We start from the raw sequence: 15,830 nt of genomic DNA, 5'->3' as shown, positions 1-15,830 counted from the left end.
GCCCATCGTGCCGCACGCGGGTGAACAGCAGATGATCACGCGCAGGCGTCGGGTCCGGCCCGCGCGACCGCCGTCCGGGGCCCCGTGCCCAGCGCCCGGGCCACCGCCAGGTGGGCCACGGTGTCGACGTCGCGGCGCAGCCCCGGCCAGTCCCCGGCCAGCGGCACCGCCCCGCCCGCGGCGTGGGCGGTGGCGGAGCCGGCGCCGAACGCCGGGCGCAGCTCCCCGCGGGTGACGGCCAGCAGGGTGGTGCCGGTGCCCTCCGCGTCGGTCACCGAGGAGCGCTCGTGTCCGGCTGCCGCCAGCAGGGCACCGGTCAACTCGGCCGGGCGCAGCGCGGGCAGGTCGGAGTGCAGGGCCGCCACCGGTGCGCCCCCGGCCACGGCCGCGCCGTGCGCCAGGGCTGCGTTCAGCCCGGCAGCGGGTGCGTCGGGGACCACCCGGGCGCCCAGCGCCCGGGCGAGCCCGGCGGCCCGGGGCTCGTCGGTGACCACCCACAGCACCCCCACGGCGGGGCTGGCCAGAGCGGCCTCCAGGGTGTCCCCGAGCAGGGCCAGCACCAGGTCCTCGTGGTCGGCCCGCCGGTCCCCGACCGGGCCCAACCGGGTCTTCGCCAGTGCCAGGCGCTTCGCCGGGACGACGACGGACCACCCCTGCACGACCCGCACGCTGCCACAGCCCGAGGGCCGGCGTCGGGTCGTGGCGTCCCCGTCGCGCAGCGGGGGACGGGCCGGTCCGCGGGACCCCGGGGGTGGCGGTCCACACTGGACGGGTGAGTCCCGACGTCGTCCGCAGCCCCGGGGAGCAGTGGCCCCGACGGCGGTGGCGCCCCCGCCCCCGGCTGAACTGGGCCCTGCGGATGTCACTGGCCGTGGTCTGGCCGGTCTCCGCGCTGGTCTACGACCTCCGGCTGCGGCACGCCGACCGCATCCCGGCCCGGGGCGGGGTGCTGCTGGTGGCCAACCACGTCTCGGTGCTGGACCCGCTGGCCTGCGCCATGCTGGTCTACGACGCCGGCCGGGTGCCGCGGTTCCTGGCCAAGGACTCGGTCTTCACCGGCCTGGCCGGCACCATCCTGCGGGCCGCCGGCCAGATCCCGGTCCACCGCGGGACCGTCGCCGCCCAGTCCTCGATGGGCGCCGCCGAGCGCGCGCTGGCAGCCGGGGAGGTCGTGGTCATCTACCCCGAGGGCTCGGTCACCCGCGACCCCGACTGGTGGCCCATGCAGCCCCGCACGGGGGTGGCCCGGCTGGCGCTGGCCACCGACGCCGTCGTCGTGCCGCTGGCCCAGTGGGGGCCGCAGCGGGTGCACGACTACCACGCCAAGCAGTTCCACCCGCGGCTGCGGACCCGGGCCGAGTACCTGGTCGGGGAGCCCGTGGACCTGGCGGACCTCCGGGCCCGGGTCCAGGAGGGCCGCCCGGTCACCACCGAGCTGCTGCGCGAGACCACCGACCGGCTGATGGGCCGGGTCCGGGACCAGCTGGGCGAGATCCGCGGGGAGACCCCGCCCGTCGCGGTGCACCCGCGGCCCGCCCGTCGCACCCCGGGCGACCTGCCCGGCGCGGCCGGTGCCGCGTGACCCGCGCCGCCGTGCTGAGCGCGGGCAGCTGGGGCACCACCTTCGCCAAGGTGCTCGCCGACGCCGGGTCCGACGTGACGCTGTACGCCCGCCGTCCTGAGCTCGCCGCGGCGATCACCGCCGACCGGGAGAACGCCGACTACCTCCCCGGCGTCCGGCTGCCCGACCGGGTGCGGGCCACCGCCGACCCGGCCGAGGCGCTGCAGGGGGCCGACGTCGTCGTGCTGAGCATCCCGTCGCAGACCCTGCGGGAGAACCTCACCGCCTGGACGCCGCTGCTGCCGCCCGACGCCACGCTGCTGTCGCTGATGAAGGGCATCGAGCTGGGCAGCACCCGGCGGATGAGCGAGGTGGTCTGCGAGGTCACCGGGGCGACCCCCGACCGGGTCGCGGTGCTGTCCGGGCCGAACCTGGCCCGGGAGATCGCCGAGGAGCAGCCGGCCGCCACCGTCATCGCCTGCACCGACACCGGGCGCGCCGAGCGGCTGCAGGCCGCCTGCCACACCCGCTACTTCCGGCCCTACACCAACCCCGACCTGGTGGGCTGCGAGCTGGGCGGGGCGGTGAAGAACGTCATCGCGCTGGCCGCCGGCATCGCCGAGGGCCTGGGGTTCGGTGACAACACCCGTGCCTCGCTGATCACCCGCGGACTGGCCGAGACCTCCCGGCTGGGCCTGGCACTGGGTGCGGACCCGCTGACCTTCGCCGGCCTGGCCGGCCTGGGCGACCTGGTCGCCACCTGCTCCTCGCCGCTGTCGCGCAACCGCACCTTCGGGGAGCGGCTGGGGCAGGGGATGAGCGTGGCCGAGGTCGTGGCCACCACCCGGCAGACCGCCGAGGGCGTGAAGTCCTGCCGGTCGGTGCTGGACCTGGCACGGGCCCACGGCGTGGACGTGCCGATCACCGAGGCGGTCGTGCGGGTCTGCCACGAGGGGGAGTCCCCGGTGCAGATGGTGCGCGAGATCATGAGCAGAGAGGCAAAGAGCGAGTGAGTCCCACCCCAGGCGACGGCACCCGGGTGGTGCGCGCCGGCGACGAGCCGGTCGTCCCCGGCACCCCGTTGCGTCCCTCCCCGGTGTTCGCGGCCCCCTACCACCTGGGCGAGGACCCGAAGGCCACCGACTTCTACGCCCGCCCGGGCCACCCCACCCTGCGGGTGTTCGAGCGCGCCGTCGGCGAGCTGGACGGCGGGGACTGCCTGTCCTTCGCCACCGGCATGGCCGCCATCAGCGCCGCGGTGTTCGCCGTCGTGCGGGCCGGGGACCGGCTGGTCATCCCCAGCGACGGCTACTACGCGACCCGCGCACTGGCCGTCGAGGAGCTGGCCCGCTTCGACGTCCGGGTCGAGCAGGTGCCGACCCTGGAGATCGCCGACGTCGCCGCCCGGGGCGACCTGGAGGGCGCGGCCTTCGTGCTGCTGGAGACCCCCAGCAACCCCGAGCTGGACGTCTGCGACATCGCCGCGGTGGCCCGTGCGACGCAGGCCGCCGGGGCGGTGCTGGCGGTGGACAACACCACGGCCACCCCGCTGGGCCAGCAGCCGCTGGCGCTGGGCGCGGACCTCACCGTCGGGTCGGACACCAAGGCGCTCACCGGGCACAGCGACCTGCTGATGGGCCACGTGTCCAGCGCCCCCACCGAGCGCGGCCGCGAGCTGCACACCCGGCTGCGGGCCTGGCGGGACCACACCGGCAACGGGCCCGGTGCCTTCGAGGCGTGGCTGGCGCACCGTTCGATGGGCACCCTGGACCTGCGCCTGACCCGGCAGGCGACCACCGCGGCCGCCGTCGCCGAGCTGCTCGCCGCGCACCCGGCCGCGACCGGGGTGCGCTGGCCCGGCCGCCCCGAGGACCCCTCCTACGCCCTCGCGCAGCGGCAGATGACCCGGATGAACGGCATCGTGTCGGCCACCCTCGCCGACGAGGCGGCCGTGCACGCCCTGGTGCGGGCCAGCTCGCTGTGGCTGGCGGCCACCAGCTTCGGCGGCGTGCACTCCACCGTGGACCGTCGCGCGCAGTGGGGTGGGGACGCCGTGTCGGAGGGGTTCGTGCGCTTCTCCTGCGGCATCGAGGACACCGACGACCTGGTCGCGGACCTGGCCGCCGCGTTGGACGCGATCGGGTGACGCAGGCACCAGTAGGGTCCGTCCCGATGACCGAGGAGCCACGCAAGACCAGGGTCGCCGTCGTCTTCGGCGGGCGGAGCGCGGAGCACTCGATCTCCTGCGTGTCGGCCGGCAGCGTGATGTCCGCGCTGGACCCCGACCGCTACGAGGTGGTGGCCGTGGGCATCACCCGGGACGGCGGCTGGGTGCTGCACGACGGCGGTCCGCTGGCCATCGTCGACGGCCGGCTCCCCGAGGTGACCGGCGGCCAGCCGGTCACCCTGGTCGGGGACCCCTCCGGCCGGGGCCTGGTCGAGCTGGGTGGGCAGGCGCCGCTGGTGCCCGTGGACGTCGTCTTCCCGGTCCTGCACGGCGCCTACGGCGAGGACGGCACGATCCAGGGCCTGCTGGAGATGAGCGGGCTGCCCTACGTGGGCTCCGGCGTCTTCGCCTCCGCGGCGTCGATGGACAAGGAGTTCACCAAGAAGCTGCTCAGTGCGGCCGGGATCGCCCAGGGCGACCACGTGGTGCTGCGCGACGGTCACGGGGCGCTCACCACCGACCCCGCGGCGCTGAGCCCCGCCCAGCGCGAGCGGCTCGGGCTGCCGGTCTTCGTCAAGCCCTCCCGGGCCGGGTCCAGCATCGGCATCACCAAGGTCGCCGACTGGGCCGACTTCGCCGCCGCCGTCGCCACCGCGGCCGCCGTGGACACCAAGATCGTGGTCGAGGCCTCGGTGCCCGGCCGCGAGGTCGAGTGCGGCGTGCTGGCCGCGCCCGGCGGTGGGCTGCCGCACACCAGCCTGCCTGCGGAGATCCGGCTCAAGCCGGGCGTCGACTGGTACGACTTCGACGCCAAGTACCTCGACGACGCCGTCGACTTCGACGTGCCCGCGCAGCTCACCCCGGAGCAGACCGCCGCCGTGCAGGACGTGTCGCGCCGGGCGTACCTGGCGATGGACTGCCGCGGCCTGGCCCGGGTGGACTTCTTCCTGGGCACCGACCCGGACACCGGCGCCGACGTGCTCGTGGTCAACGAGGTGAACACGATGCCGGGGTTCACCCCCATCTCGATGTTCCCGCGGATGTGGGCCGCCGCCGGCGTCGACCACCGCGAGCTGGTCGACCGGCTCGTGGCCAGCGCCCTCGCGGGGTGAGGGCCCGGCTGCTGGCCGCCGCAGCGGGGTGCGCCGCGCTGACCGCGTGCGCCACCCCGGTGGACGGGGTGCCGACCGCGGCCGGCGGCACGTCCGCGCCCGCCGGGCTGCCCTCGGACGTCGACGGCCTGGGCGCGCTGGTGCTCACCGAGGTGCCCGGCAGCACGGTCCCGGTGCCCGACGCCGAGCTGGACCCGCCGGCCGGCGCCAAGACCGTCGAGGACGTCGCCGCCTACTCCGAGGACCCCGACCGGGACGCCGAGGTGCTCGCCGACTACGGCTACCGCTGGGGCTGGGAGCGCTTCTGGCGCCCAGCGGGCGGCCTCACCACCGTCTTCGTCGACCAGTTCGACGGGGTGCCCGGTGCCGCCGCCTACGCCGCGGACCTGCGGCGCAACGACGCCTCCTACTACGGCGGCAGCCCCGACCGGGACCCCGACGGGCTGCCCGAGGGCTGCTCGCAGCTGGCGGTCCAGGACCCGCCGGAGGAGACCGGGCTCGACGGCCCGTCGGCGTTCGTCTGGTGCGCGCACGGGCCGTTCACGGTCTCGGTGGCCGCGGTGGCCCCGGACCTGACCGACGCCTCCGCCCGGGTGCAGACGGTCGTGCTGGCCCAGCTGGAGCTGCTGCCCCGCGGCTGAGGCGGCTGAGGCGGCTGCCCGGCCTTCAGTCCAGGGAGACGCCGTCCCGGTAGAGCCAGCGGCCGCCGACCCGGTCGAAGCGGCTGCGCTCGTGCTGGGCGCCCCGGGTGTGGCTGGCTCGGAACTCCACGGTGCCCTCGGCGGCCAGCAGACCGCCGCCGCTGGTGGCCAGCACCTCCAGCCCGGTCCACCGGACGTCGGGGTCCAGCTCGAGGTCGGCCGGGCGGGTGTCGGGGTGCCAGGTCGCCAGCAGGTACCCGGTCTCGCCGAGGACGAAGGCGCTGTACCGGGAGCGCATCAGCTGCTCCGCGGTCCTCGCCGTGCCCGCACCGGCGTGCAGCGGACCGCAGCACTCGTCGGTCGGGAGGCCGGTGCCGCACGGGCAGCGCCGGGGGCTCACCGCGGGGTGGGCTCGGTGAAGGGGATGGCGCCCGCGATGGTCGGGCTGAGCGCGGTCGCCACCGACCCGTCCGTGCTGGAGGGGATGGTGATCTGGACGGGGACCGTGCGGTCCACCGTCGTCCAGACGTTGGCCGTCGCGTCGGTGGTGTCCACGAACCAGGTCACCCCGTTGATCTGGAAGGCCTGCTGCCCGCCCACGACGTAGCCGGCCGGCGGGTCCGCGCCGCAGACCAGGACCTGGGCCGGGTCGCCCCAGGCGTAGGCGTAGGGGGAGTCCGAGTCCACCCGGCGTGAGGTCTCGCCCGCCACCTCCAGCGGGAGCTGGCTCATCAGCGCCGGGCAGGCGGCGTCGGTCGCGGGGGTGATCGGCGGGGTGTCCACCTCGACCGGGCTGTCGTCGCGCGGGGCGACCGGTGTGCCGGACACCTCGGCGACCGCGCCGTCGCCGTCCCCGCCGTCGTCGGAGCCAGGGCCGAAGACGTTGATCAGCACCAGCAGCGCGACGACGACCGGGACGGCGACCGCGGTCGCCAGCAGGGCGGCCCGCCGGGTGGGGTCGGGGCCCGTGGGCCGCTCGACGGGGGCGTCAGCGGGCTCCGTGTCGGGCTCGGGCTCGGGCCGGTCGGGCTCGTCGGTGCTCAGGAGGGGCGCCTCAGAGGTTGACGACGGGGCACGTCAGCGTGCGGGTGATCCCGTCCACCGACTGCACCCGGGCGACCACGAGGCGGCCGAGCTCGTCGACGCTGCTGGCCTCGGCCCGGACGATGACGTCGTAGGGGCCGGTCACGTCCTCGGCCTTGGTCACCCCGGAGATCCCGGCGATGGTCGAGGCGACCGCGGCTGCCTTGCCGACTTCGGTCTGGATCAAGATGTAGGCGTGGACCACGGGACGACCTTCCTCGGACTGAGCTGTCGGTGCGGGCGCCGACGCGCGGACGTGCACCCCGCCGGACGGCGGACAGACCGGCAACGTACCCCAGCGGCCGGGAGTGCCCGGTGACCCGCCCGCGGCCCCTGGTGCCCCCCGTGGACAGCGCGGACACCGTCGCCGTGGTGGGGGAGTTCGGTGTCATCGACCGGGTCACGGCCCGCGCCGGGACCGCCCGGCTGGCCGACGTCGGGCCCGGTGACGACGCCGCCGTCGTCCGGACGCCGGACTCCCGGGTCGTCGTGTGCACCGACGTGCTCGTCGAGGGCCGGCACTTCCGCCGGGACTGGTCCTCCGCCGAGGACGTCGGGCACAAGGCCGCCGCGGCGAACCTGGCCGACGTCGCCGCGATGGGGGCCGTGCCCACCGCGCTGCTGGTCGGGCTGGCCTGCCCCGCGGGCACGACGGCGAGCTGGCTGGAGGGCGTCGCCGCCGGGATGGCCGCCGAGTGTGCCCCGCACGGTGCCGCGGTCGTCGGCGGGGACACCGTGTCCAGCGCGCCGGACTCCTCCTCGGTGGTGCTGTCGGTGACCGCACTGGGCGACCTGCAGGGGCGTGCCCCGGTCACCCGCGGCGGGGCCCGGCCCGGTGACGTCGTGGCGGTCGCCGGCCGGCTGGGCTGGTCGGCCTGCGGCTGGGCGGTGCTGCGCCGCGGGTTCACCTCCCCACTGGCCGCGGTCGCCGCGCACCGCCGCCCGGAGCCGCCCTACGCGGCGGGCCCCGCTGCCGCCGACGCCGGGGCGACGTCGATGTGCGACGTGAGCGACGGCCTGCTCGCCGACGCCGGCCACCTGGCCGAGGCCAGCGGGGTGGTCCTGGAGCTGGACCGCGGGACGCTGGCCTCCTTCGTGGACCCGCTGGGCCCGCTGGCCCAGGTGGCCGCGGCACTGGGCGGGGACGCCCTGGGCTGGGTGCTCACCGGCGGTGAGGACCACGCCCTGCTCGCCACGTTCCCGGCGACGGCGGACCTGCCCACGGACTTCGTGCGCATCGGGGTGGTGTCGGAGGGGCGGGCCGGGGTGACCGTCGACGGCGTCCCGGCCGCCGACATCGCCGCCGCGCTGGGGACGGAGGGGACCGGGCATGCGCACTTCCGGTGACCTCCCCGTGGGCCCCGGGACGACCGGGCTGACGCTGCGCCCGGCCGGCCTGGAGGACCCCGTGGTCGTCGAGCTGGTCGAGGCGGTCCAGCAGGAGTACGTGGTGCGCTACGGCGGCCGGGACAGGATGGTCGTGCGGCCCGGCGACGTGCTCCCGCCCGAGGGCCTCTTCCTGGTCGCCGAGATCGACGGCCGGCCGGCCGGCTGCGGCGCCTGGCGGCGGCACGGGTACGCCGGGGCTGGGGAGGGCACGGTGGAGCTCAAGCGGATGTACGTGGCGCCGTGGGCCCGCCGGCGGGGTGTCGCCGCCGCGGTGCTGGCCGAGCTGGAGCGGACGGCGGCCGCGGCCGGCCACACCCGGGTGGTGCTCAACTCCGGGGACCGGCAGCCCGAGGCGCTGGCGCTCTACGCCCGGGCCGGGTACACACCGGTACCCGGGTACGGCGTCTACGCAGGCGCCCCGGAGGCGGTCTTCCTGGGCAAGCAGCTGCCCTCGGTGCTGGGTGCGGAGGGTTCTTGATGGGCGTCGTCACGGTGTCGGCCACGTTCGGCTGCGGGGGAGCGGACATCGCCCCGGCGGTCGCCGAGCAGTTGGGCCTGCCCTTCCACGACCGGGTGATCCCGGCCCGGGTCGCCCTGCGGCTGGGGGTGCCGGTGGAGGAGGCCGAGGCCAACGACGAGAGCGTCGTGCGCGGTCTGTGGCGGCTGGTGGCCTCGCTGGGCTCGATGCCCGACCCGGTGGGCGGCGTGCTGCCGGCGTCCTCGGTGCCCGACGAGCGCTCCTACCGGCTGCAGACCGACCGGGTGGTCACCGAGATCGCCGACGGCGACGGTGGCGTGGTCCTCGGGCGGGCGGCTGCACTGGTGCTCCGGGACCGGCCCGACGCGCTGCACGTCCGGCTGGACGGGCCCGAGGAGCGCCGGCTGGCTGCCGCGGTGGCGCACCTGGGCCGGCCCGAGGACGAGGTGCGCAGGGAGCTGCTGGCCGCCGACCGCACCCGGGCGGCCTACGTCCGGCACTTCCACCGGGCCGACCCGGCGGACTCCCGGCTCTACCACCTGGTGGCTGACAGCACCGCCCTGGACCACGCCACGGTCGTGGACCTGGTGGTGCGGGCGGCCCGCTCCCGCGGCATCGGCTGAGGCGGGTGCGGCGGGCCCCGCGGACCTCAGCGGGGTGCGAGCAGCGGGATGGCCACCAGGTCCACGACGTCCTGGGCGAGCTGGTCGTCCAACGGCTGCCCGGTCACCAGCCAGCGGGTCATCAGCACGGCGGGGCCCGCCTCGCCGGCGACCGTCCCCAGCCGGGCCGGGTCCAGCTCCCCCCGGACCACGGCCGCGGTGAAGACGTCGCCGAAGGCCTGCGACCAGACCCCGAGCGGTCCCGCCCGGAAGGCCTCGGCGAGGTCGGGCTCGTGCGGCAGCACGCCCAGCACCGCCCGGGACGCGGTGCCCAGCGGCCCCTGCAGGGCAGTCGTCATCGACCGGTAGAGCACCAGCAGGTCCCCACGCAGGGTCCCGGTGTCCGGCGGGTCGATCTGGCCGCGGTTCAGCTCGGTGATGGTCTCGGCGACCATCTGGACCCGGGAGGACCAGCGGCGGTAGATGCTGGCCTTGCCGACCTTCGCGCGTGCTGCGACGCCGTCCATCGAGACGCCGTCCCAGCCGCGTTCGGTCAACAGGTCCAGCACGGCGGCCTTCACGGCCTCGTCGACGGCGGGGTCGCGACGGCGGCCCGGGCGCACGGCGGTCTCGTTCTCACGGCGGTACTGCACCGTCGCACCTTAGGGCGGTCCCGTCGCGACGACCTGTCGGGACCCGGAACTCGGCCGGGACGCCCGCCCGGAGGAGGGGCCCGGGACGCGACCGACCCCGGTCACCTGGGGTGACCGGGGTCGGTGTGGAGCAGGGGTTGGGGCGGTTCAGCCGCGGACGACCTTGCCGGCCCGGATGCAGCTCGTGCAGGCGTTGATGCGACGGCGGGTGCCGGCACCGACGATGGCCTTCACGGCCTGGATGTTCGGGTTCCAACGGCGCGGCGTCCGCCGGTGCGAGTGCGACACCGACATGCCGAAACCGGGCCCCTTGCCACACACATCGCACACGGCAGCCACGGGTCGATCACTCCTAGGAGAAGACGTTCAGAAGAAGAGCGGGGACACGATCTGAGAGCCAGACGTGGTCCACCCGCACAGATTGCTCGGGCCACTGTAGCCCGTCCCCCGGGCGGGCGTCCGCCGGGGCCGGGGTGTCGGTGCCCACCCGTATCCTCCGGCACGTGCTCACGGCGCTGGACGAGGCCGCGGTCGGCCGGTGGAGCCGCGCCGCCGTGGTGTCGTTGCGCGCTGCCCGCGGCCGGATCGACGAGTTGAACGTCTTCCCGGTCCCCGATGGCGACACCGGCACCAACCTGCTGCTCACCGCCGAGTCCGGGGCGGCCGCGCTGGCCGACGGGACCGACGGGGAGTCCGTCTGGTCGGTGCTGGCCCGCGGCGCGGTCCTCGGCGCCCGGGGCAACTCCGGGGCGATCCTGGCCCAGCTGCTGCGCGGGCTGGCCGACGCCCTCGCCGGGCGGGGCCCGGTCGACGGCGTCGCCCTGGCCGCGGCGCTGCGGTCCGCGGCCGGCACCGCCTACGAGGCCGTGGCCGACCCGGCCGAGGGCACCTTCCTCACCGTGGCCCGGACCGGCGGTGAGGCCGCGGTCGCCGCGGTCGAGGCCGGCACCACCGCACTGGCCGACGTCGTCCGGGCCGCCGCCGACGGGGCCCGCCGCGCGCTGCACGGCACCACCGCCCAGCTGGCCGCCCTGCGCGAGGCCGGTGTCGTGGACGCCGGGGGTGCGGGCTGGTGCGTCGTGCTCGACGCCCTGGTCACCACCGTCACCGGCGTCGAGCCCGACCGTGCCCCCCTGGCCACCCGTCGCGACGTCCCGCGTGCCGGGGCCCACGACGGGCACGCCCACGCGGTGCACCAGCCGCACGAGGGCCCCGGCAGCGAGGTCCAGTTCCTGCTGGCCGACTCCTCCGAGACGGCCGTCGACCGGCTGCGGACCGAGCTGTCCTGGCTGGGCGACTGCCTGGTCGTCGTCGGCGTGGACACCCCGACCGGCCGGGAGTGGAACGTGCACGTGCACGTCTCCGACGTCGGCGCCGCCCTCGAGGCCGGCATCCGGGCCGGCCGCCCGCACCGCATCGCGGTCACCCCGCTGGCGCCGGTGCGGATGGAGGCACCGGTCGCCGGGGCCCGCGCCGTCGTGGCCCTGGTCCCGGCCGGGGAGGCCGCCGAGGGCCTGTCGACGCTCCTCGCCGGGGAGGGCGTGCGGGTGCTGACCGTCCCGGCCGGGGACGGCCCGGCCGCGGTGGAGTCCGCCGTGCTGGACGCCGTGCTGGCCACCGGGGCCGCCGACGTCGTCGTGCTGCCCAACGCCCGGGAGCTCACCGCCCCGGTCTCCCGGGCCGCGGCCCGCGCCCGCGAGGAGGGCCGCGAGGTCGCCGTCGTGCCCACCCGGTCCCCGTTGCAGGGGCTGTCCGCGGTCGCCGTGGCCGACCCGCACCGTCGCTTCGCCGACGACGTCATCGGGATGACCGAGGCCGCCGCGGCGACCCGCTGGGCCGAGGTCACCGTCGCCGAGACCGAGGCACTGACCCTGGCCGGGCGGTGCCACCCCGGCGACGCGCTGGGCGTCGTCGAGGGCGAGGTGGTGGTGGTCGGGCCGGCGCTGCTCACGGTGGCCTGCGAGCTGCTGGACCGGCTGCTGTCCACCGGCGGGGAGCTGGTCACCCTGGTCGGTGGCCGGCTCGGGGACGCCGTCGCCGCGCACCTGGCCGCCGAGCACCCCACCGTGGAGGTCACCCGGCACCCCGCCGGTCCCGGTGCCCGGCCGCTGCTGATCGGGGTGGAGTGACGTGCTGACCCTGGACACCCCGCTGGCCCGCGTCGTGGGGGACAAGACCGCCAAGGCGATGGCCGAGCAGCTGTCCCTGCGCACCGTGCGCGACCTGGTCCGGCACTACCCGGCCCGGTACGCCCGGCGCGGGGACATGACGAAGCTGACCGACCTGCAGGTGGGGGACCGGGTCACCGTGCTCGGCCAGGTGAAGACGTCGAGCACGCGGCAGATGAAGCAGAAGCGGGGCTCGATCACCGAGGTCACCGTGGGGGACGGCGCGGGCTCCATGCGGCTGGTCTTCTTCAACCACAAGCACGCCCACCTCGGGGTCGGCACCTGGGGCCTGTTCGCCGGCACCGTCTCGATGTGGAACGGCAACCTGCAGTTCAGCCACCCGGACTGCCAGGTCCTCGACAGCCCCGACCCGCACACCGACGCCGAGCGCTGGGCCACCGAGCTGCTGCCGATCTACCCGGCCAGCAGGACGGTCTCCAGCTGGGTGCTGCAGAAGTCGCTGCAGCTGGTCTTCGACGACCGGGCCACCCTGGAGGGCCTGCTCGAGGACGACCCGCTGCCGGCCGAGCTGCGCCGCCGGTACGACCTGGTGCCGCTGGCCCAGGCGATCTGGGACAAGCACCACCCCGAGACCGACGAGGCCGTCGAGCGCGCCGACGCCCGGCTCAAGTGGGACGAGGCGCTCGTCCTGCAGGTGACCCTGGGTGCCCGCCGGATCGCCGCCACCCGGGAGCCCGGCATCGCCCGCCCGCTGCGCAGCGGTGGCCTGGTCGACGCCGTCGACGCCGCGCTGCCCTTCTCCCTGACCGACGGCCAGCGCGAGGTCGGGGACGCCCTGGCCGCCGAGATCGGCCGGGAGCAGCCCATGCACCGGCTGCTGCAGGGCGAGGTCGGCTCGGGCAAGACCGTCGTCGCGCTGCGGGCGATGGCCCAGGTCGTCGACGCCGGGGGACAGGCTGCGTTGCTGGCCCCCACCGAGGTGCTCGCCGCCCAGCACGCCCGTGGCATCGGTGCCCTGCTCGGTCCGCTGGGCAAGGCCGGCGAGCTCGACGGTGACCCCGCCGGCACCCGGGTCACCCTGCTCACCGGCTCGCAGAAGGCCGCCGTGCGGCGGGCCGGGCGGGCCGAGGTCGCCGACGGCCGGGCCGGCATCGTCATCGGCACCCACGCGCTGCTGCAGGAGGGCGTCGACTTCGCCGACCTGGGGCTCGTCGTCGTCGACGAGCAGCACCGCTTCGGGGTCGAGCAGCGCGACGCGCTGCGGGCCAAGGGCAACCGCCCCCCGCACGTGCTGGTGATGACCGCGACGCCGATCCCGCGGACGGTCGCGATGACCGTCTACGGCGACCTGGAGACCCTCACCCTGCGCCAGCTCCCGGCCGGGCGTGGCGGGGTGTCCAGCTCCGTCGTGCCGGTCAAGGAGAAGCCGACCTGGCTGGACCGGGCCTGGCAGCGGGTCCGTGAGGAGGTCGCCGCCGGTCGTCAGGCCTACGTGGTGTGCCCCCGGATCGGGGAGGACCCGACCGACGACGCCGGTGCCGACGCCGAGCTCGACGACGAGGGCGCCCCGCCCGACGACGGGTCGGCCAAGCGCGCCCCGCTGGCCGTGCTGGACGTCGCCGAGCAGCTGCGGGCCGGGCCGCTGGCCGGGCTCCGGCTCGAGGTGCTGCACGGGAAGATGACCCCGGAGGACAAGGAGGCCCGGATGCGGGCCTTCGCCGCCCGGGAGGTCGACGTGCTGGTGGCCACCACGGTGGTCGAGGTGGGCGTCGACGTCCCCAACGCGACGGTGATGGTGGTCATGGACGCCGACCGGTTCGGGGTCAGCCAGCTGCACCAGCTGCGCGGCCGGGTCGCCCGGGGCGCGCACGCCGGGCTCTGCCTGCTCGTCACCGAGGCGCCCACCAGCTCACCGACCGGCACCCGGCTCGCCCAGGTGGCGGCCACCACCGACGGCTTCGAGCTGGCCCGGCTGGACCTGGAGACCCGACGGGAGGGCGACGTGCTGGGCAAGGCCCAGTCGGGGTCCCGGTCGACCGTCCGGTTGCTGTCCCTGCTGCGCGACGAGGAGCTGATCAGCACCGCCCGGGCCGAGGCGTCGGCGATCCTGGCCGCCGACCCCGACCTGTCCGACCACCCCGAGCTCGCGGCCGCCGTCCAGGCGCTCACCGCCGACGACCGCGCCGACTGGCTGGAGCGCACATGACCAGGGTCATCTCCGGGACCGCCCGGGGCCGGCAGCTCACCGTCCCGCGCACCGGCGTCCGGCCCACCGGCGACCGGGCCCGCGAGGGGCTGTTCAACGCGCTGACCTCGCTGCTGGACGTCGAGGGCGCCCGGGTGCTCGACCTGTACGCCGGGTCCGGCGCGATCGGCATCGAGGCGCTGTCCCGCGGCGCGGCCGAGGCGGTCTTCGTGGAGCAGGGGATGGGCGCGGTCCGGGTGATCGAGGCCAACCTGGCCACCACCCGGCTGCGCGGCGGCCGGGTGGTGGTCGGCTCGGTGCCCACCGTCGTGGCCGGTCCGGCGCCGGAGGCCTTCGACCTGGTCGTCGCCGACCCGCCCTACGCGGTGGAGACCGGCACCGTGCTGGGCGTCCTGGGCTCGCTGGCCGAGCGCGGCTGGCTGGCCCCCGACGCCGTCGTGGTGGTGGAGCGTTCCTCGCGGGACGAGCTGTGGGAGTGGCCGACACCGCTGGTCGGTCTGCGCGATCGGCGCTACGGCGAGGCCCTGCTCCGGTACGGTCGCGCTCCGTGAGGGCAGCATGAGACGCGCGGTCTGTCCGGGGTCCTTCGACCCGGTGACCAACGGCCACGTCGACGTCATCAGCAGGTCCGCGGCGCTCTACGACGAGCTGGTCGTGGCCGTGCTGGTCAACCCCGGCAAGGCCGGGCTCTTCGACGTCGAGGAGCGGATGGCGCTGCTGCGCGAGGCCACCGCGCACCTGCCCAACGTCACGGTCGACTCCTTCAGCGGGCTGCTGGTGCAGTGGTGCCAGGCCCACGACGTGCCGGTCATCGTCAAGGGCCTGCGCGCGGTGGGGGACTTCGAGTACGAGCTGCAGATGGCGCAGATGAACCGCGAGCTGGCCGGCATCGAGACCCTCTTCGTGCCGACCGCACCCCAGGTGGGCCACCTGTCCTCCAGCCTGGTCAAGCAGATCGCCGCGTTCGGGGGCGACGTCGCGCACCTGGTCCCGGCGGCGGTCAACGAGCGGCTGGTCGCCAAGCGCGAGGAGGAGACACCGTGACCGAGGTCGTGTACCGGCTCTACGAGGTCGTCGACGAGCTCAGCTCGGTCATCGAGAACGCCCGCAGCGTCCCGATGTCCAGCTCGTGCATGGTCCCGCGGGACCACCTGCTGGACCTGCTCGACGACCTGCGCGAGGGCCTGCCCGACGAGGTCCAGCAGGCCGGGGCCATCGTCGAGCAGCGCACCGAGATCCTGGAGCAGGCCCAGGCCGAGGCCGAGCGCCTCACCGGGCGCACCCGGACCGAGGCCGAGCAGACCGTCGCCACCGCCCGGCGGCAGCGCGACGAGCTGATCGGCACCGCCAAGCGCCAGCGCGACGAGGTCGTCACCCAGGCCCAGGCCCAGGTCGAGGACCTGCTCGCCCGGGCCGAGGCGGAGGCGGAGCGGATCCTGGCCGACGCCGAGCAGCAGGCGGTGCAGCTGGTCGCCGAGGGCCGCGCCCAGCAGGCCGCCCTCGTGACGGCCGGGCAGGCCGAGCACGACCGGCTGGTCAGCGAGACCGACGTCTACCGGGGGGCGGTCGCCCGCTCGGACGCCCTGGGGGAGCAGACCGCGGTCGAGGTGGCCCGGATGCGCGCCGAGGTCGACGAGTACGTCGACAGCCGGCTGGCCGACTTCGGCACCACGCTGGGCCACATGGTCCGCTCGGTCGAGGCGGCACGCAGCCAGCTGCGCCAGCCCTGACACCGCCGGCCGACCGCCGACGGTGGTGACGCGCCCCGGCGTGACCCCGCCCTCGGTGACCCGGCCGGTCCGGCTGGGG

General features: G+C 76.1%; 19 protein-coding genes. 13 read left to right on the top strand and 6 right to left on the bottom strand.

Annotated elements, in window-relative coordinates; all coding sequences use genetic code 11:
• Positions 1-35 precede the first annotated feature (35 nt).
• Positions 36-659: a 2-phospho-L-lactate guanylyltransferase gene (cofC, locus tag AC0IVP_RS02350; protein ID WP_082556514.1), complete on the bottom strand. Its 624-nt coding sequence runs from the start codon at positions 657-659 to the stop codon at positions 36-38.
• 113 nt (positions 660-772) lie between these two features.
• Here cofC and AC0IVP_RS02345 point away from each other — a divergent pair, with 113 nt between their 5' ends.
• From AC0IVP_RS02345 to AC0IVP_RS02325, 5 genes are read left to right on the top strand one after another with little or no spacing between them, the layout of a single operon-like run.
• Positions 773-1,582, top strand: coding sequence for a lysophospholipid acyltransferase family protein (locus AC0IVP_RS02345; protein WP_471754274.1), 810 nt, complete (start codon positions 773-775; stop codon positions 1,580-1,582).
• Positions 1,579-2,574: an NAD(P)H-dependent glycerol-3-phosphate dehydrogenase gene (locus AC0IVP_RS02340; RefSeq protein WP_056288211.1), complete on the top strand. Its 996-nt coding sequence runs from the start codon at positions 1,579-1,581 to the stop codon at positions 2,572-2,574. The genes AC0IVP_RS02345 and AC0IVP_RS02340 overlap by 4 nt, the downstream gene beginning before the upstream one ends.
• Positions 2,571-3,707: a cystathionine gamma-lyase gene (locus AC0IVP_RS02335; protein WP_056288207.1), complete on the top strand. Its 1,137-nt coding sequence runs from the start codon at positions 2,571-2,573 to the stop codon at positions 3,705-3,707. The genes AC0IVP_RS02340 and AC0IVP_RS02335 overlap by 4 nt, the downstream gene beginning before the upstream one ends.
• Positions 3,708-3,733: 26 nt before the next feature.
• The gene (locus tag AC0IVP_RS02330; RefSeq protein ID WP_471754272.1) at positions 3,734-4,840 is read left to right on the top strand and encodes a D-alanine--D-alanine ligase family protein; all 1,107 of its coding nucleotides are present in this window, start codon (positions 3,734-3,736) and stop codon (positions 4,838-4,840) included.
• On the top strand, positions 4,837-5,481 hold the full coding sequence (locus AC0IVP_RS02325) for a DUF7373 family lipoprotein (protein ID WP_471754270.1): 645 nt from the start codon (positions 4,837-4,839) through the stop codon (positions 5,479-5,481). The genes AC0IVP_RS02330 and AC0IVP_RS02325 overlap by 4 nt, the downstream gene beginning before the upstream one ends.
• A gap of 25 nt (positions 5,482-5,506) precedes the next feature.
• Here the strand turns inward: AC0IVP_RS02325 and AC0IVP_RS02320 are convergent, their stop codons facing one another.
• The 3 genes from AC0IVP_RS02320 to AC0IVP_RS02310 all read right to left on the bottom strand — a co-directional run bounded on the left by AC0IVP_RS02320 (position 5,507) and on the right by AC0IVP_RS02310 (position 6,751).
• Positions 5,507-5,881: a YchJ family protein gene (locus tag AC0IVP_RS02320; RefSeq protein ID WP_471754268.1), complete on the bottom strand. Its 375-nt coding sequence runs from the start codon at positions 5,879-5,881 to the stop codon at positions 5,507-5,509.
• Positions 5,878-6,375, bottom strand: a complete 498-nt coding sequence (locus tag AC0IVP_RS02315; RefSeq protein ID WP_471754266.1) for a DUF3515 domain-containing protein — start codon at positions 6,373-6,375, stop codon at positions 5,878-5,880. Before AC0IVP_RS02315 ends, AC0IVP_RS02320 begins: the two co-directional genes overlap by 4 nt.
• A 160-nt stretch (positions 6,376-6,535) precedes the next feature.
• On the bottom strand, positions 6,536-6,751 hold the full coding sequence (locus AC0IVP_RS02310; protein WP_471754264.1) for an Lrp/AsnC ligand binding domain-containing protein: 216 nt from the start codon (positions 6,749-6,751) through the stop codon (positions 6,536-6,538).
• A 158-nt stretch (positions 6,752-6,909) separates the two neighbouring features.
• On the opposite strand from AC0IVP_RS02310, the gene AC0IVP_RS02305 reads away from it, so the two are divergent.
• Genes AC0IVP_RS02305 through AC0IVP_RS02295 form a run of 3 tightly spaced genes read left to right on the top strand, consistent with a single transcriptional unit; the run spans position 6,910 to position 9,054 of the window.
• Positions 6,910-7,911: a thiamine-phosphate kinase gene (locus tag AC0IVP_RS02305; RefSeq protein WP_235564268.1), complete on the top strand. Its 1,002-nt coding sequence runs from the start codon at positions 6,910-6,912 to the stop codon at positions 7,909-7,911.
• The gene (locus AC0IVP_RS02300) at positions 7,895-8,431 is read left to right on the top strand and encodes a GNAT family N-acetyltransferase (protein WP_471754262.1); all 537 of its coding nucleotides are present in this window, start codon (positions 7,895-7,897) and stop codon (positions 8,429-8,431) included. Before AC0IVP_RS02305 ends, AC0IVP_RS02300 begins: the two co-directional genes overlap by 17 nt.
• Positions 8,431-9,054, top strand: coding sequence for a cytidylate kinase-like family protein (locus AC0IVP_RS02295; RefSeq protein WP_471754260.1), 624 nt, complete (start codon positions 8,431-8,433; stop codon positions 9,052-9,054). Before AC0IVP_RS02300 ends, AC0IVP_RS02295 begins: the two co-directional genes overlap by 1 nt.
• Positions 9,055-9,080: 26 nt before the next feature.
• On the opposite strand, the gene AC0IVP_RS02290 is transcribed toward AC0IVP_RS02295, so the two are convergent.
• Positions 9,081-9,686, bottom strand: coding sequence for a TetR/AcrR family transcriptional regulator (locus AC0IVP_RS02290; RefSeq protein WP_056288180.1), 606 nt, complete (start codon positions 9,684-9,686; stop codon positions 9,081-9,083).
• A gap of 147 nt (positions 9,687-9,833) precedes the next feature.
• The gene (gene rpmB, locus AC0IVP_RS02285; protein WP_425487829.1) at positions 9,834-10,016 is read right to left on the bottom strand and encodes a 50S ribosomal protein L28; all 183 of its coding nucleotides are present in this window, start codon (positions 10,014-10,016) and stop codon (positions 9,834-9,836) included.
• A 173-nt stretch (positions 10,017-10,189) separates the two neighbouring features.
• On the opposite strand from rpmB, the gene AC0IVP_RS02280 reads away from it, so the two are divergent.
• From AC0IVP_RS02280 to AC0IVP_RS02260, 5 genes are read left to right on the top strand one after another with little or no spacing between them, the layout of a single operon-like run.
• Complete coding sequence (locus AC0IVP_RS02280; RefSeq protein WP_056288173.1) at positions 10,190-11,815, top strand: DAK2 domain-containing protein; 1,626 nt, start codon at positions 10,190-10,192, stop codon at positions 11,813-11,815.
• Between the two features lies 1 nt (position 11,816).
• Entirely contained in the window at positions 11,817-14,021 is a 2,205-nt protein-coding gene (gene recG, locus AC0IVP_RS02275; protein ID WP_082556431.1) for an ATP-dependent DNA helicase RecG, read from the top strand.
• A complete protein-coding gene (gene rsmD, locus AC0IVP_RS02270) occupies positions 14,018-14,572 on the top strand; it encodes a 16S rRNA (guanine(966)-N(2))-methyltransferase RsmD (RefSeq protein ID WP_471754258.1) in 555 nt (184 codons plus the stop codon). Before recG ends, rsmD begins: the two co-directional genes overlap by 4 nt.
• Positions 14,573-14,579: 7 nt before the next feature.
• Positions 14,580-15,065 (top strand): pantetheine-phosphate adenylyltransferase, encoded by a 486-nt coding sequence (gene coaD / locus AC0IVP_RS02265; protein ID WP_056288166.1) that lies wholly within the window; start codon positions 14,580-14,582, stop codon positions 15,063-15,065.
• Positions 15,062-15,751 (top strand): hypothetical protein, encoded by a 690-nt coding sequence (locus tag AC0IVP_RS02260; RefSeq protein ID WP_056288163.1) that lies wholly within the window; start codon positions 15,062-15,064, stop codon positions 15,749-15,751. The genes coaD and AC0IVP_RS02260 overlap by 4 nt, the downstream gene beginning before the upstream one ends.
• The last annotated feature ends 79 nt before the right edge of the window (positions 15,752-15,830 follow it).

The sequence above is a fragment of the Klenkia sp. AC732 genome (assembly GCF_979256525.1).
This window is presented reverse-complemented; position numbering and strand designations above follow the sequence as displayed.

Excerpts from the sequence above, each read along its gene's own strand:
- coaD (WP_056288166.1), top strand. The coding sequence starts at position 14,580 with ATGAGACGCGCGGTCTGTCCGGGGTCCTTCGACCCGGTGACCAACGGC.
- AC0IVP_RS02300 (WP_471754262.1), top strand. The coding sequence starts at position 7,895 with ATGCGCACTTCCGGTGACCTCCCCGTGGGCCCCGGGACGACCGGGCTG.
- AC0IVP_RS02295 (WP_471754260.1), top strand. The coding sequence starts at position 8,431 with ATGGGCGTCGTCACGGTGTCGGCCACGTTCGGCTGCGGGGGAGCGGAC.
- rsmD (WP_471754258.1), top strand. The coding sequence starts at position 14,018 with ATGACCAGGGTCATCTCCGGGACCGCCCGGGGCCGGCAGCTCACCGTC.
- AC0IVP_RS02330 (WP_471754272.1), top strand. The coding sequence starts at position 3,734 with ATGACCGAGGAGCCACGCAAGACCAGGGTCGCCGTCGTCTTCGGCGGG.